The 15,397-nt window shown below is 73.1% G+C and carries 14 protein-coding genes; 9 read left to right on the top strand and 5 right to left on the bottom strand.

What is annotated here, in order from left to right:
• Positions 1-19 precede the first annotated feature (19 nt).
• Complete coding sequence (locus ACFYS8_RS00070) at positions 20-2,065, top strand: SpoIIE family protein phosphatase (protein WP_387633645.1); 2,046 nt, start codon at positions 20-22, stop codon at positions 2,063-2,065.
• A 53-nt stretch (positions 2,066-2,118) separates the two neighbouring features.
• Positions 2,119-4,284 carry a SpoIIE family protein phosphatase gene (locus tag ACFYS8_RS00065; protein ID WP_387633644.1) on the top strand — a complete coding sequence of 722 codons (2,166 nt, stop codon included), beginning with the start codon at positions 2,119-2,121 and terminating at the stop codon, positions 4,282-4,284.
• Between the two features lie 71 nt (positions 4,285-4,355).
• Here the strand turns inward: ACFYS8_RS00065 and ACFYS8_RS00060 are convergent, their stop codons facing one another.
• A complete protein-coding gene (locus ACFYS8_RS00060; protein ID WP_387633643.1) occupies positions 4,356-5,360 on the bottom strand; it encodes an aldo/keto reductase family protein in 1,005 nt (334 codons plus the stop codon).
• Between the two features lie 232 nt (positions 5,361-5,592).
• Between ACFYS8_RS00060 and ACFYS8_RS00055 the strand changes: the two genes are divergently transcribed.
• From ACFYS8_RS00055 to ACFYS8_RS00045, 3 genes are all read left to right on the top strand, one after another.
• Entirely contained in the window at positions 5,593-6,828 is a 1,236-nt protein-coding gene (locus ACFYS8_RS00055) for an ROK family transcriptional regulator (protein ID WP_387636753.1), read from the top strand.
• 205 nt (positions 6,829-7,033) lie between these two features.
• Positions 7,034-8,041, top strand: coding sequence for an Acg family FMN-binding oxidoreductase (locus ACFYS8_RS00050; protein ID WP_387633642.1), 1,008 nt, complete (start codon positions 7,034-7,036; stop codon positions 8,039-8,041).
• A gap of 64 nt (positions 8,042-8,105) precedes the next feature.
• Positions 8,106-8,447 (top strand): DUF5713 family protein, encoded by a 342-nt coding sequence (locus ACFYS8_RS00045; protein ID WP_387633641.1) that lies wholly within the window; start codon positions 8,106-8,108, stop codon positions 8,445-8,447.
• A 140-nt stretch (positions 8,448-8,587) separates the two neighbouring features.
• On the opposite strand, the gene ACFYS8_RS00040 is transcribed toward ACFYS8_RS00045, so the two are convergent.
• Positions 8,588-9,415, bottom strand: a complete 828-nt coding sequence (locus ACFYS8_RS00040; RefSeq protein WP_387633640.1) for a class I SAM-dependent methyltransferase — start codon at positions 9,413-9,415, stop codon at positions 8,588-8,590.
• Positions 9,416-9,807: 392 nt separating this feature from the next.
• On the opposite strand from ACFYS8_RS00040, the gene ACFYS8_RS00035 reads away from it, so the two are divergent.
• The 4 genes from ACFYS8_RS00035 (at position 9,808) to ACFYS8_RS00020 (ending at position 13,162) form a co-directional block, all read left to right on the top strand.
• On the top strand, positions 9,808-10,989 hold the full coding sequence (locus ACFYS8_RS00035) for a CopD family protein (RefSeq protein WP_387633639.1): 1,182 nt from the start codon (positions 9,808-9,810) through the stop codon (positions 10,987-10,989).
• Between the two features lie 164 nt (positions 10,990-11,153).
• The gene (locus ACFYS8_RS00030; RefSeq protein ID WP_387636750.1) at positions 11,154-11,783 is read left to right on the top strand and encodes an ArsR/SmtB family transcription factor; all 630 of its coding nucleotides are present in this window, start codon (positions 11,154-11,156) and stop codon (positions 11,781-11,783) included.
• Positions 11,780-12,526 carry an SRPBCC domain-containing protein gene (locus ACFYS8_RS00025; RefSeq protein WP_387633638.1) on the top strand — a complete coding sequence of 249 codons (747 nt, stop codon included), beginning with the start codon at positions 11,780-11,782 and terminating at the stop codon, positions 12,524-12,526. The genes ACFYS8_RS00030 and ACFYS8_RS00025 overlap by 4 nt, the downstream gene beginning before the upstream one ends.
• A 63-nt stretch (positions 12,527-12,589) precedes the next feature.
• A complete protein-coding gene (locus tag ACFYS8_RS00020; protein ID WP_387633637.1) occupies positions 12,590-13,162 on the top strand; it encodes a dihydrofolate reductase family protein in 573 nt (190 codons plus the stop codon).
• 81 nt (positions 13,163-13,243) lie between these two features.
• Here ACFYS8_RS00020 and ACFYS8_RS00015 read toward each other — a convergent pair whose 3' ends face one another.
• From ACFYS8_RS00015 to ACFYS8_RS00005, 3 genes are all read right to left on the bottom strand, one after another.
• On the bottom strand, positions 13,244-13,885 hold the full coding sequence (locus ACFYS8_RS00015) for a DedA family protein (RefSeq protein WP_387633636.1): 642 nt from the start codon (positions 13,883-13,885) through the stop codon (positions 13,244-13,246).
• Between the two features lie 152 nt (positions 13,886-14,037).
• The gene (locus ACFYS8_RS00010) at positions 14,038-14,994 is read right to left on the bottom strand and encodes an electron transfer flavoprotein subunit alpha/FixB family protein (RefSeq protein ID WP_387633635.1); all 957 of its coding nucleotides are present in this window, start codon (positions 14,992-14,994) and stop codon (positions 14,038-14,040) included.
• A 38-nt stretch (positions 14,995-15,032) separates the two neighbouring features.
• Positions 15,033-15,397, bottom strand: a 365-nt coding sequence (locus tag ACFYS8_RS00005; RefSeq protein WP_387633634.1) for an electron transfer flavoprotein subunit beta/FixA family protein, incomplete at its 5' end; no start/stop codon positions are given.

Genomic DNA, 15,397 nt, shown 5'->3' with positions numbered 1-15,397 from the left:
GCGGGAGGAGGCCGGCGCGGTGCCGGACACGCCACTGACACCCGAGGTGTTCGACCGCGCCATCGTGGCGATCGCGCTGACCGCGGGGACCGACCACCGACTGGTGTACGTCAACGACGCGTTCCGCGACCTGTTCGGCGACCGGCAGCTCGGCGACCCGGCCCGCGAGGTGTTCACGGAGCCGGGCGCCGAACGCTTCGTCGCCACCCTCGACGCCGTCCTCAGCGACGGCACCGCCCGGCAGGTCACCGCGCCGCGCACCCTCGCCTGCCCGGACGGCGGGACCGTCCACCGGCACTTCGTCTACTCCTGCTCACCCGCCGGCACCCCGTACGGCCCCGGCATCCTCACCGCCGCCATCGACACCACCGCCGAACTGCACTCCGCCCTGGAGACCGAACGCCTCTCCGTCGAACGGCTGCAGGCACTGCGGCGCTACGAGGCACTGATGGCCGCCACCTCCCAGATGGTGTGGCTGGTGCACGCCGACGGCACCGCCGACGAACTCGTCCCCGGCTGGGAGGCCCTCACCGGCCGGCCCTTCCCCGAAACGGCCGGCAACCGCTGGCTGGACGTCGTCCACCCCCAGGACCGCGACCGGCTCGCCACCCACTGGGCCGCCGCAGCCCGCGAACTGCCCACCGCCTTCGAACACGTCTTCCGGGTACGCGGCGCCGACGGCGGCTACCGGCACGTCCGGGCCCGCGCCGTCCCCATCGTCCGCGACGACGGACCCGCCGAATGGATCGGTACCACCAGCGACATCGAGGACCAGTGGCGCAACCGGCTGCGCGAACGGCTGCTCGCCCGGGCCGGCGCCGTCACCGAGGCCGAACGCGCCGACGACGCCTTCGCCGCGCTCGCCGCCACCCTCGTCCCCGAACTCACCGACGTGTGCGCCGTCTACCTGCTGCGCGAACCCGACGCCGCCGGCGGAGACGTCGTCGCCACCCGGATCGCCTCCGTCGCCCGCCCCGGACTGCCCCCGCTGCCACCCATCAACCGGCAGACCTACACCCTCGGCGCCCGCGCCCGGAAAGCGGTTTCCGACCGCACCCCCATCGTGCTCGAATTCGCCGACGGCAACGTCCCCCGCGGCAGCATCCCCGAGATCTCCGCCCGCTGGCTGGAACGCGCCCACGCCACCAGCCTCACCCTGCTGCCCATCGTCGTCGACGGCGCCGTCGTCGCCCTCGCCGCCACCGCCGAGTGCGAAGGTGCACCCCCGCCCGGACCCGCCGACATCGACCTCCAGCGGGAAGTCCTGCAACGCGCCCAGGCCCCGCTGCGCCAGGCCCTCGCCCTGCAACGCGCCCGGCACACCGCCGTCGTCCTGCAACGCGCCATGCTCACCACCCCGCCCACCGTCGGCGGCGCCGCCCTCGCCGGCCGCTACCGCCCCGGCAGCCGCAACGCCGAAGTCGGCGGCGACTGGTACGACGCGTTCACCCTCCCCGACGGCGCACTCGCCATGACCATCGGCGACGTCGCCGGCCACGACCTCGCCGCCGCCACCATCATGGGCCAACTCCGCGCCATGCTGCGCTCCATCGCCTTCACCCGCCCGCACGGCCACACCCCCGCCGACACGCTGCGCGAACTCGACACCGCCGCCGAAGGGCTGGGCGTCGGCAGCTTCGTCACCGCCGTGCACGCCCGCCTCACCCGGCACGGCGCCGACGGCGCCTGGGAGGTCGAGTGGACCAACGCCGGGCACCCGCCGCCCGTCCTGATCCCCGTCACCGGCCCGCCCCGGCTGCTGACCGGCGAGGACGCCGACCTCCCGCTGTGCGTCGACCCGCGCCGCCCCCGGGTCACCCACCGCGACCCGCTGGGCCCCGGCGAGACCCTGCTGTTCTACACCGACGGCCTGGTCGAAGTCCCCGGCGAAGACCTCGGTGACGGCATCGCCCGCCTCTGCAGGGCCGCCGCCGACGCCCGCCACCGCCCGCTCGACGACCTGTGCGCGTACCTGGCCGGACGGGTCGCCGACGTCCGCGACGACATCGCCCTGATCGCCTTCCGGCCCACCCCGCTCGCCGGCCCCGCGGACCGGCCACGATGAGCGCGGCGGGCCGGGGCGGCAGGGACAGCCGCGACCCGGAGAGGAGGGACGTCATGGACAGCACCGGCGAGAGCGAGGACGCGGCACTGCTCGACGCCCTGTTCCGGCAGGCCCCGGTCGGGCTCTACCTGCTCGACCAGGACCTGCGGCTGGTACGCCGCAACGCCGCCGCCCACAACGCCGCCCACGGCGCAGCCACCCGCCCCGACCCCGGCAACGGCGGCCGCTGGGTCGGCGACCTCGGGCCCGGCTTCGACGACGCCGAACTCGAAACACTCGCCCGCCAGGCCCTCCAGGACGGCGACTGGATCCGCGAACACCTGGTCCGCGGCCGCACCCCCGACGAACCCCGCCGCGACATCGTCGGCGCCGTCTCGTTCTTCCCGATCGAATCCGACACCGGCCGCCGCTACCTGGTCGCCGCCATCCAGGACGTCACCGAACGCCAGACCGCCCTCGACCGCCTCGACATCCTGCACACCGCACACCGCCAACTCGGCGCCTCCCTGGACGCCATCGGCTCCGCCGAGGAACTCGCCGACGTCGCCGTACCCCGCCTCGCCGACATCGCCACCGTCGACCTGCTCGACGAACCCCTGCGCGGCCTGCCGACCCGCGCCGGACCCGTCGACCCCGCCGCCCCGCTGCGCCGCGCCGCCTACCGGGCCGTCCACACGCCCGGCGAGCTGGGCCCGATCCCGCACGGCGAACTGTCCACCTACGGCGCGCCCACGCCCTACAGCCAGGCGCTGGACGACGGGCGGGCGCGACTGGTGCGCGGACTGAGCGGCGACGAGGACTGGCTGTCGGCCGACCCCGCGCGCGGACGCCGGCTGACCGGCCTCGGCGTGCACTCGATGATCGTCGCGCCGCTGATGGCGCACGACACCGTGCTCGGCCTGCTCGCCCTGTACCGGAACCGGCGGCCCGCCCCCTTCGAACAGGCCGACCTGGACCTCGCCGTCGAACTCGCCTCCCGCGGCGCCCTGTCCATCGACAAGGCCCGCAGCTACGCCCGCGAACGCACCATCGCCACCACCCTGCAACGCCAACTCCTGCCCAGGGAACCGGCCGAACTGAGCGCCGTGGAGACCGCGCAGGTCTACCTCCCGGGAACGGTCGGCCCCGGCGGCGACTGGTACGACATCATCCCGCTGTCCGCCGCCCGGGTCGGGCTGGCGATCGGCAGCATCACCGGAACCGGCATCGAGGCAGCCGCCCTGATGGGCCAACTCCGCACCGCACTACGCACCTTGGCCGTGCAGGACCTGGCGCCGGACGAGCTGCTGGTACGCCTGGACGAAGTCGCGCGGGTGCTGACCGACGAGCAGCGCGGCAGCCTGCCGCCCGGCGCGGACCGGCTGCCCGACGGCCTCGCGTCCTGCCTGTACCTGGTGTACGACCCGATCGCCCGGACCTGCACCGCCGCCTCCGCCGGCCACCCCGCGCCGGTGCTGGTCGGCCCCGACGGCGCCCCGCTGCCGTTCGAGGTCGAACCCGGGCCGCCGCTGGGCTGGGGCGACTGCTGCTACGAGACGACCACCACCGAGCTGGACGAGGGCTGCGTACTGGCCCTCTACACCGAGGGGTTGATGTCCGGCCGGGCCCGGAGCGCGGACGAGGACGGCACACCGGGGGGCGAACCGGGCACACGGCGGGCGGTGCTGGAGCGGGTGCTGGCGCGGCCCGGCGAGGAACAACTGCACGACCTGTGCGACCGGGTGGTGTACGCGCTGCTGCCCGAACGGCAGCGCGAGGATGCCGTGCTGCTGCTGGCCCGCACCCGGGCGCTGCCGGACGAGCGGGTCGCGGTGTGGACGCTGCCGGGCGACCCGGCGGTGGTGCGCACCGCCCGGCGGCTGGCCGAACACCAGCTCGCCGCCTGGGAGTTGGGGGAGCTGGAGTTCGCCACCGACCTGATCGTCAGCGAGCTGGTGACCAACGCGATCCGCTACGGGGAGCCGCCGATCCGGCTGCGGCTGATCCACGACCGGGGCCTGATCTGCGAGGTGTCGGACAGCGCGGCCAGCACCCCGCACATGCGGCGGGCGAAGAGCACCGACGAGGGCGGTCGCGGACTGTTCATCATCGGTCATCTGGCGCAGCGTTGGGGCACCAGGATCGGCCGGCGCGGCAAGACCATCTGGGCGCAGCAGGAACTTACGTCAACAGGCGGGTCACCTAAGGAGGTTGACGTAGGCGATTCGCTCGAGCCGTAGTGGGTGGGGGAGTTGACGGGCCCGGGCCGGTGCCGCGGATCGGTGGTGCGGGCGCCGGCCCGGGCGTGGCGTCAGGGGCGGGCCTTGGGGGCGTTCTCGGCGGTCTTCGCGGGGTCGAACTGGGCGACGGGGGCGAGGATTTCGTCCATCCGGGCGAGCAGTTCCGGCTCCAGCTTCACGCCGGCGGCCTTGACGTTCTCGGTGACCTGCTCGGGCCGGGAGGCGCCGATGATCGCCGCGGACACGTTGGGGTTCTGCAGCACCCAGGCGACGGCCAGCTGGGCGAGCGACAGCCCCGCCTGGTCGGCGAGCGGGCGCAGCAGCTGGACGCGCTCCAGGACGTCGTCGCGCAGCCAGCGGGCGACGAAGTTCGCGCCGCCCTTCTCGTCGGTGGCGCGGGAGCCGGCCGGCGGGGCGGCGCCCGGCTGGTACTTGCCGGTGAGGACGCCCTGCGCGATCGGCGACCAGACCACCTGGCCGAGGCCCAACTCTTCGGACACCGGGACGACTTCACCCTCGATGACCCGCCACAGCGCGCTGTACTGGGGCTGGTTGGAGACGAACGGGATGCGCAGCTCGCGGGCCAGCGCGTGCCCGGCCCGGATCTGGTCGGCCGTCCACTCGGAGACGCCGATGTACAGGGCCTTGCCGGAGCGGACCACGTCGGCGAACGCCTCCATGGTCTCCTCGAGCGGCGTGGACGGGTCGAAGCGGTGCGCCTGGTACACGTCCACGTAGTCGGTCTGCAGGCGGCGCAGCGAGCCGTTGATCGACTCCATGATGTGCTTGCGGCCGAGCCCGCTGTCGTTGCGGCCGGGCCCGGTCGGCCAGAACACCTTGGTGAGGATCTCCAGCCCTTCGCGGCGCTCGCCCTTGAGGGCGCGGCCCATGACCGCCTCGGCGCGGGTCTCCGCGTACACGTCGGCGGTGTCGAAGGTGGTGATGCCCGCGTCGAGGGCGGCGCGGATGCACGCGGCCGCGGTGTCCTCCTCGACCTGCGAGCCGTGGGTGAGCCAGTTGCCGTAGGCGATTTCACTGACGATCAGGCCGCTGCGGCCCAGGTGACGGAATTCCATGATCTGTACCGTACGTCAGCTGACGGTTCCGGTGGGTACCATCGCGGTGCCGCAGGAACCGGGAGCGGGCCGGGGCGGGCGGGGCGTGTCGGTGCCGATTTCCGGGGCCGGCGCGGGTGTGACGACCTGGACGTGGACGAGAGTGTGTCTGAGGCGGTGTTGCCGGCGGGGGCGGGCGGACTGTCCCGACCGGAGAAGAGGAACCGTGACCCACCCGCAAGCGAGACCCGTCGTGCGGCAGCGGTCCGCAGGCCCGGCGCCGGAGCCGGCCCCGTGGAACCGGCAGCGGCTGCGCAGCAACAACGAGTGGCTGCTGCTGGAGCTGCTGCGCACCGGCGGCCCGTCCTCGCGGGCGCAACTCGCCCGCGACACCGGCCTGTCGAAGCCGACCGTGTCGGCCGCGCTGGGTTCGCTGGAGACGGCCGGGCTGGTCCGGGAGGCGGGCACCCTGGCGCCCGACCGGGGCCGCACCGCCGTCCTGTACCGGGCCGACGCCGGCGCCGGGTACGTGCTCGGGATGGACGTCGGCCGAGCCCGCCTCCGGGTGGCCGTCGCCGACCTGTCGGGCCGGGTGGTGGCCCGCCGGGACGTCCCCAACCGCGGCCGTTCCGGCCCCGCCGTCGCGGACGCGCTGGTCGCCACCGCTCAGGAGACGCTCTCCGATGCGGGGCTGGCGGACGGTGCCGGCGGCGCTGTGGGCTGTCCGGCGGACGGAGTGGTGCGCGCGGTGATCGGCAGTCCCGGTGTGTGGGACGAGCGGCTGCGGATGATGCGGCACGCCCCGCACCTGCCCGGCTGGGCGCGGCCGGGATTGGTCGACCGGATCGCGGACGGCCTCGGCATGCATGTGCACGTCGCCAACGACGCCAACCTCGCCGCGCTCGGCGAGTACACCTACGGTGCGGGGGCGGGCAGTTCGGTCTTCGCCTACCTGCTGGTCGGGGCGGGCGTCGGCGTCGGCCTGGTGCGCGACGGCGAACTGTGGACCGGTGCGCACGGCGCGGCCGGTGAGATCGGCATGCTGCAAATGCCTTGCGTGTCGGATGAATTGACGGGACGTCAGGATGTCCGGCTGGAGGAGGTGGTGGCGGCGGACGCCGTGGTCGGCGAGGCGTGGCGGCTCGGGCTGACCAGTGCGAGCACCGCCGAGGAGGTGTGCGAGGCGGCCCGGTCCGGCGATCCGGCCGCGCGGGCGGCGATCGACCGGCAGGCGCAGCAACTCGCCTTCGCGGTCGCCGTGGTGGCCGCCGTCGCCGATCCGGAACTGGTCGTGCTGGGCGGCGGTGTCGGCCGCAGCGCGGACCTGCTGCTGCCGCCACTGGAGGAGGCGCTGCACCGCAGCTGCGCGCTGAGACCCCGGGTGGTGGCGAGCACGCTCGGCGAGGACGCGGTGCTGATGGGCGCGGTGGCGACGGCGCTGGAGTCGGCGCGGCTGGAGGTGTTCGTGCGGCGTACCGCGTCCGCGTGAGTTCCGGTTCGGGGGTCTCGGCCGTTTCGGTCGTCTCGGTCGTCTCGGTCGGCTCGGGAGGTCTCGGCCGTCTCGGCCGGGGAGAAGGGACGGACGTCGTCCGGAGGGGGCCTTTGGGCCCTACCGGCGCGGCCGATCCGAGGCGCACGCTCAGGATAAAGAGGCACGTGGAACGCGACGAGGATGCGGCGAGGAGTGATCCGCGATGGTCGAGTCGACGATTGGCACGAGGGGCGGTCCCGGGGCGGCACTGAGCGTGCAGGAACTCCGGGTGCTGGTGGCGGCGGCCGGAGCCGCGCCTTCGTTGCACAACTCCCAGCCCTGGCAGTTCCGGCCCGCCGACGACGGCCACGGAGTCCTGGTCTTCGCCGACCTGGACCGGGCCGTCCCGGTGGCGGACCCCGACGGCCGCGGCATGTTGCTGTCCGTCGGCGCGGCCCTGTTCAACCTGCGGGTCGCGGCCGCCCGGCAGGGTCTGCCCGTGGACGAGCTGGAACTGATGCCCGGCCCGTTCGGGGCCGACTCCCCGGTCGCGGTGGTGCACTTCGGCCCGCGCGGAGTCCCCGACGAGACGGCGGAGTTGGCGGAGGCGATCGCGCTGCGGCACTCCAGCCGTGAACCGTTCAACAACCGCGACGTCCCCGAGACGGTGATCGGTGAACTGATCGCGGCCGCCGCCGCCGAGGACACCGTCCTCGACGCGCTGGAGGAGTCCGAGGCGCGCCGGGTCCTGGCACTCACCGCCGAGGCCGAGGCCCGGATCGTCGCCGACGCCGCCCGCCTTGCCGAGACCGGGAGCTGGCTGCGCGACGAACCTTCGGCGGACGGCATCCCGGTCTCTGCGCTCGGCCCGCAGGACCACGAAGCGCACGTCCCCGTGCGGGACTTCACCGGACGCCCCACCCGCTCGCAACGCTTCGAGGCGCTCCCGCAGTTGGTCACCATCGCCACCCGCGGCGACACGGCAGCCGACTGGCTGCGGGCCGGCCAGGCCATGGAACGCGTCTGGCTGGTGGCCACCGCGCACGGCGTCCGGGTCTCCGTCCTCCACCAGGCCGTCGAACTCCCCGAGACCCGCTGGCGGCTGCGCAACCCCGAAGCCGGCATCGGCACCGTCCAGGTACTCCTCCGCATCGGCTACGGCCCCCGGGGCGCGGCCACCCCGCGCCGCGAGATCGACGAACTCCTCGGCGGCGCCGTTCCCGCGAGCTGAGCGGTCTGTCAGCGCTCGGCGGGATGATCCTGCGCAGCATCCCCCGAGCGGACGGAACGGCCGAATGGTGATTCGAAACGAGCAGGTGGCGGGCCAAGAGTTCCTGCGCGATATGGCCGGGGACCCGTACTACCCCGCCCACCTGGTCGAACGCGGCCGCGCGGTGCTGCGCACACTGTGCGAACGGATCGAGTCCGAACGCCCGTCCGGCCTACCGGAGTTGTACGCGCTGACGCATGCCGCGACGGAGGAGTTCAACCGCCTCGGCGAGGCGATGGAGGACGCCGGCAGCGAGATCGAGACGGTCGCCCGGGAGGCGATCGGCGCGGATTTCGCGTTCGTGGCGGCGGCGTACGGCTTCGCCGGTGCGGACCGGGAGGAACTGGTCGCGCCGCGCGATTGGTGAGCGGCGCGGGCTCAGCGGCCGCCGGGCGGTGCTGGGTCGGCGTGGTGGCACAGCAGGACGCGGTCGTGTTCGTCGAGGACGATCGCTCGGGCTGAGTGGCGTGGTTGTGCTGGGGCGTCGGTGGGTGTTCCGTGGCGGCGTCAGCGGGTGGCCGTGGCGAGGAGGGCCGCGTGGGGGAGGGCGAGGGTGCCGTCCGGGGTGCGGAAGGCGTCGGCGAGGCGGTGGTAGTGGCGGTGGGCCTCGGACTGGGTTTCGGGGGTTTGGGCGAGCAGGGTGAGGCCGATGGTGGCGACGCCGGAGGCCGGGCCGGCCCACCAGTCGTCGGCGGTGGTGCGGTGGTCCCACGTGAGGGTGCGGCAGGTGGCGTGCTGGAGGCCGGCGGTGGTGAGGAGCGCGGCCAGGCCGTCCGGGGTGCGGGGGAAGTCGTCGGCCGGGTCGAGCGGGCCCAGGTGCGGTGGCCGGACGGCGCCGGCGGCCTGGAGGGCCTGCGGGATCAGCGTCTGGCCCGGGCCCGGTGACCCGGACCAGATGGTCAGGGCGAGGCGGCCGCCGGGTCGCAGGACGCGACGGAGTTCGGCCAGGGCGAGCAGCGGCCGGCCGACGTGGTTGAGTACGAAGTTGGCCACCACCGCGTCGAATTCGGCGTCCAGGTAGGGGAGTTCGGGCAGCGTGGCAAGCTCGAGGCGCGCGGACGGCGCGTTGCGGCGGGCGAGTTCGAGCATGCTCGGCTCGGCGTCCACGGCGGTCACCTCCGCACCCCGGGCGCAGGCGGCTGCGGCGACGGTCCCTGGCCCGGTGCCCACGTCCAACAGCCGGGTGCCGGTGGACACTTCGGCGGCGTCCAGGAGCTTCGGCGCGGTGTGCGCACAGAGCCGGCCGAAGGTCGCGGCGTAGGCGTCGGCCCGTCCGGCCCAGGCGGTGCGCTCGTTGGCGTCGAAGCTCGTGGCCGCTGCGGTTGGCGACGGCATGGTTCCCCTTGGCCGGTCGGGTGGTTGACGGACGATCATAGCTAGGCGTGGGGGGTGCGGTTGGGGGCCGGAGCTGATGCGGACTCACCGCCCCGGGCCCAGTCGACGAGGCAAGCCAAGCATTGACGTGAGTTCTGGCCTCGGAACAGCCCTTGGTGTTCGTGGTGGGCGCGAAGCCCCCGATGAGCGGCGGATCGACGCGCGGTGATCGGTTGGGCAAGACCGACAGGTGGTCGCCGACGCCGATGTCGAGCGGCTTGCTACTGCCTCGGGCGGCGTCGAGCACGCGCCAGAACGCTTCGGTGTCCGTGACGGGCAGCCTGCCAAGGGGTAAACAACAGATCGGAACCAGGATTAGGACAGGCTGGCCTACCTGAGGTTAGGCTAACCTAATGATGAATTTGCTGCTGGCCGCCAAGACGGCCGAATACGCCACGCCCGAAATCTGGCGGGTCCTCACCAAAACCGGCTACTTCGTCGGCCTGAGCGGCGCGATCGGCAGCGTTGTCACCTACGTCGCCGCCGTTCGCCCGGCGCTCAGGGCCGAGAGCACCGTGCCTGCGGACGCTGCCGCGCTGCGCAGGCGGTCGGCCGGGTACTTGGCGTGGGCGGGCGTTGTTCTGTTGGTTGCCGGGTACTTCCAGTTGGTGGCGCGCGTCGCTCGGGCCGGGAAGGGGATGCCCTTTGGTGACGCCATGGCTCCCGGCCGGATCGCGGACTTCCTCAATGCTCCTGCTGCCAAGGGGGCTTGGATCGCGCAGGGCACGATCTACGTGCTGCAGAACGTCGTGCTCGTCGCCACCGCCGTCGCGCTGATCTCGCTGTTCGTCCCGGCGGTGCGCCGCCACCTCGACCGCCTTGCCCTCGCTGCTCTGCCGGCCGCCCTCGCGGTCACCCTGATCGCGGGCATACCGGCGACCGTGCCCGCGGAACTCGACCGCTGGCTCGACCCGGTGTTCTCGCAGCTCCATATCGTTTCCGGGGTCGTGTGGCTCGGCGGCCTGGCGCTGCTGGTGGCCCTCGCGGGCGTTCGCGGTCGGCTCGGTGAGGGTGCGGGCCTGCTGTGGGCCGACATCTGGCGGCGGTTCAGTCTGGTGGCGATGGTGTGCGTCGGGGTGGTCACCATTTCCGGGCTGTGGATCACCTGGAAGCACGTCGGCGCCGTCTCCCAGCTGTGGACCACCGGCTACGGCATCGCCCTGCTGGTCAAGATCTTCCTGGTGCTGGGGCTGGTCACGGCCGGCGCGTTCAACCAGTTCTGGCTGATGCCGCGGATCGAGCGGGCCCGGCGTGCGGACGACTCCACCTCGCTGTTCCACCTGACGCTGCGGCACTTCCCGAAGGTGGTCTGGGGCGAGGTCGTTCTCGGTGTCGCGGTGCTGGTGGTGCTGCCGTTCATCGCCGGGTCCGCCCGCAGTGAGGCCGGCGGTGCGAAGGCGGTCTCCGACGGCAGCATCTTCGCTGCCGGCGCCGCGCTGGTGGTGGCCCTCGGGGTCTCGCTGTACGCCACCGCGAAGGTGTCGGACGCCCTGGCGCGCCGTCCTGCTGCGGTTGGTGAGCCCGCGGCGACCTGACGGCGGTACCTCGCGCAGCTTGGGCTCCCGGCATGACGCCGGGGGCCCTTTCTGCTGTGCGGGGCGCACCGACAAATTTTTTTGTCTTGACAGGTTTCCTGTTCGGCGGGAACCTGGAGTCACTCCCGGGGGACACCGGGAGCCCGGGAACGGAGGGTGGAGAGGTGCTGGACGTTGCTGTGATCGAAGAGCCCGGCGCGGCCGAGTCGTCCTTGGACCCGATACGGTCCCGGATTCTCGCCGCTCTGGCGGAGCCCGGTTCGGCGGCCATGCTGGCGGGGCGGTTGGGGTTGCCCAGGCAGAAGGTCAACTACCACCTGAAGGAGCTGGAGCGGCACGGGCTGGTCGAACTGGCGGAGGAACGGCGCAAGGGCAATGTCACCGAGCGGGTGTTCCGCGCGACGGCCGCCTCGTACGTGATCTCGCCCAGTGCGCTGGCGGCGGTCAGCCCGGATCCCTCGCGGTCGCCCGATCAGCTTTCCGCCCGGTGGCTGTTGGCGCTGGGGGCCCGGCTGGTGCAGGAGGTCGGGTCGTTGCTGACGGGTGCGGCGCGGGCGAAGCAGCGGGTGGCGAGCTTCGGGATCGATGCCGAGGTGCGGTTCGCGTCCGCGGCCGATCGGGCGGCGTTCGCCGAGGAGCTGGCCCAGAGCGTGGCCGGGCTGGTCAGCCGCTACCACGACGAATCGGCGCCGCAGGGGCGGAGGCACCGGGTGGTCGTCGGCCTGCATCAGATTCCCGACCCGATTCCAGCCGAAAGTCAACAGCCCGACGCACCGCAGGAGGACCCCCGATGACGCACCCCTTCGAGATCGAGCGGGAGATCGTCCTGCCCGCAGACCCGGAACAGGTCTGGGAAGCGATCGCCACCGGTCCCGGCATCGAGTCGTGGTTCATGGGCCGGAACGAGGTCGAAGCGCGCGAAGGCGGCGCCGCCGTCATGGACGTGGGCGGCCACCGGGAGGAGGCCGTGGTCACCGCGTACGAGCCCGGCAAACGGTTCGCGACCCGGACGGCCACCAACGACGACGGCCGGTTCATGGCCTTCGAATACCTCATCGAGGGCCGCGAGGGCGGCAGCACCGTGCTGCGCGTCGTCCACAGCGGCATGCTCGGCGACGACTGGCAGGACGAGTACGACGCGCTGCGCCGCGGCTGGCCGTTCCACCTGCACACGCTCCGCGAGTACCTGGCGCACTTCCCCGGCCGCACGGGCCGTCCGGTCTTCGCCATGGCGCAGACCGGCGAACGGCCGGTGCGGGAGGTCCGGGCCGCGCTCGCCGGTGGGCTTTCGCTGCCGGACGTCGTCGCCCTCGGGGCGCCGGTGCAGGCCGAGCCCGCCGGGCTGCCCGCGCTGGTCGGGGAGGTGACGTGGTCCGACGAGGAGCGTTTCGAGGTCCGCACCGCCGACGGGCTCTACACCTTCCACCACAGCCCCGGAGTGGTGCTGATGTTCCACCACCTCTTCGGAGCGGACACCGACACGGCCGAGGCCGGGTGGCAGCAGTGGCTGGCCGGCGTCCTGGCCGAGCGACCCTGAGTACGCGAACAACGCGGTGAGCACCACGTACGGAAGACAGTCACACCTGAGGAGAGCACCATCATGCGCACCCTGATCAGCACGGCCTTTGTCTCGCTCGACGGCGTCGTGGAGGGCCCGGGCGGTGAGCCCGGCTACCGGAACTCCGGGTGGACGTTCAAGGACATCGAGTTCATCCCCGAGGCGTTCGAGATCAAGTCGCGGGAGCAGGAGGAGTCCACCGCGATGCTGATGGGCCGGGTCAGCTACGAGGCGTTCAGCCCGGTCTGGCCGGACATGGCGGAGTTCGCCCGCTACCGGACGCTGCCGAAGTACGTCGTCTCCCGCACCCTCGGCGAGGACCAACTGGTCGACAACTGGGGCGAGATCAGCATCCTGCGTTCGCTGGACGAGGTCGCCGCGCTCAAGGAGACCGAGGGCGGTCCGATCATCGTCCACGGCAGCGCCACGCTGGGCCAGGCCCTGTCCGACGCCGGGCTGATCGACCGGTACCACCTGCTGGTGTTCCCGCTGCTGCTCGGCGCGGGCAAGCGGCTGTTCAGCGCCACCGACAAGGACGCGCAGAAGCTGGCGCTGGTCGAGCACGAGGTGTACCGCAACGGCGTGCAGAAGCAGGTCTTCGACGTCGTCCGCTGAGGAGCGGGCCGGCACGCACGCCGCCCGCCGTTGACGAGGTTTGTCAACGGCGGGCGGTGTGCGTGCGGCGGAACGAGTCCGTCAGCGGCGGGCGGCGCGCGTGCGGCGGAACTCGAGGGCGAGCGGGAGGAGGGAGAGGGCGATGATCACCGCGATGGCGGGGAGCAGGTAGCGGTCGACGTTCGGGATGGTGGAGCCGAGCGCGTAGCCGCCGAGGACCAGGCCGACGGTCCAGACCAGGCCGCCGACGGCCTGCCAGAGGGCGAAGGTGCGGGTGGGGACGCCGAGGGCGCCGGCCAGCGGGTTGAGGACGGTGCGGACCACGGGGACGAAGCGGGCCAGCGTGATGGCCTTGGCGTGGCCGTAGCGGGCGAGGAGTTCCTCGGCCCGCTCGGCGCCCTCGTGCAGGCGGCGGTTGCGGGAACGTTCCAGCAGAGCGCGGCCGCCCTTGCGGCCGAGCAGGTGGCCGACCTGGGCGCCGGCCAGGGCGCCGACGACGGCGGCGACGAGGACCTGCGCGAGGTTCAGGTGCGGGCCGGAGTGCAGGCCGGGGGTGCAGAGCAGGCCGGCCGTGAACAGCAGGGAGTCGCCGGGCAGGAAGAAGCCGACCAGCAGCCCGGTCTCGGCGAACAGGATGGCGGCGATGCCGAGCGCGCCGAATGCCGCGAGCAGGGAGGAAGCGTCGAGCGGGTTGACCGCCAGCAGGGCGGAGTGGGCGTACACGGCGTGGCCTCCGGGGCGCTCTGCGTCTACAGGGAAGTAGACCGTCTACGCGACTGTAGACGATGGAGGTGGGGGAGGCGCAACCGCGGCCGGGAACGGCGGAAGGGCGCGACCGTGGTGGTCGCGCCCTTCCGGGTGGTGCTGGGCGGCTGTCAGCCGGCCTTGACCTGGGTGGTGAGCTGGGGCAGGACGGCGAACAGGTCGCCGACGACGCCGTAGTCGACGAGTTCGAAGATCGGGGCCTCGGGGTCCTTGTTGACCGCGACGATGGTCTTCGAGGTCTGCATGCCGGCGCGGTGCTGGATCGCGCCGGAGATGCCCGCCGCGACGTACAGCTGCGGGGAGACCTGCTTGCCGGTCTGGCCGACCTGGTTGGTGTGCGGGTACCAGCCGGCGTCGACCGCGGCGCGGGAGGCGCCGACGGCCGCGCCGAGCGCGTCCGCGAGGTCCTCGACCACGGAGAAGCCCTCCGCCGCGCCGACGCCGCGGCCGCCGGAGACGACGATCGCGGCCTCGGTCAGCTCGGGGCGGCCGGTGGAGACCCGCGGGGTGCGGGAGGTGACGGTCGCGGCGTTGCCGCCGAACTCGACCGTGACGGCCTCGACGGTGCCGGCGGCCGGCGCGGCCTCCGGGGCGGCGCTGTTCGGCTTCACCGTGATCACCGGCACGCCGGTGGTGACGGCCGACTTCACCTGGAACGACGCCGCGAACACCGACTGCGTCGCCACCGGACCGCTCTCGCCGGCCTCCAGGTCGACCGCGTCGGTGATCAGACCCGAACCCAGCCGCAGCGCGGTGCGGGCGGCGATCTCCTTGCCCTCGCCGCTGGAGGTGACCAGCACGGCGGCGGCATTGGTGGTCTTGGCGATCTGGGTGAGGGCGTCGACCTTGGGGACGACGAGGAGGGTGGTGAACTCGTCGGCGTCGGCGGTGTAGACCTTCGCGGCGCCGTACTCGGCGGCCTTGGCGGCGATGCCCGCGGCGTTGTCGCCGGCGCCGAGGACCACGGCGGAGGGGGTGCCCAGGCGGCGGGCCAGGGTCAGCAGTTCCAGGGCGGGCTTGCGCACCGCGCCGTCGGCGTGGTCGACCAGGACCAGGATCTCACTCATGACTAACTCCGTATCCTTCGATGGTTCCTGGCGGCCCGTCAGATGAACTTCTGCTCGGCGAGGTAGGTGGCGAGCTTCGTGCCGCCGTCGCCCTCGTCGGTCACGATGACGCCCTTGCTCCGCGCGGGACGGGCGGTGATGTCCGCGACCTTCGTCCACGCGCCCGCGAGACCCACCGCGTCGGCGTCGATGCCCAGGTCGTCCAGGTCGAAGGAGGTCACCGGCTTCTTCTTCGCGGCCATGATGCCCTTGAACGACGGGTAACGGGCCTCGCCGGACTGGTCGGTCACCGACACCACCGCCGGCACCGCCGCCTGCACCGTCTCCGTCGCCGCGTCGCCGTCCCGGCGACCGGTCACCGTGCCACCCGAGACCGAGACCTCCGACAGCAGGGTGGCCTGCG

The sequence above is a fragment of the Kitasatospora sp. NPDC004615 genome, from assembly GCF_042873545.1.
Classification (GTDB): domain Bacteria; phylum Actinomycetota; class Actinomycetes; order Streptomycetales; family Streptomycetaceae; genus Kitasatospora.
This window is presented reverse-complemented; position numbering and strand designations above follow the sequence as displayed.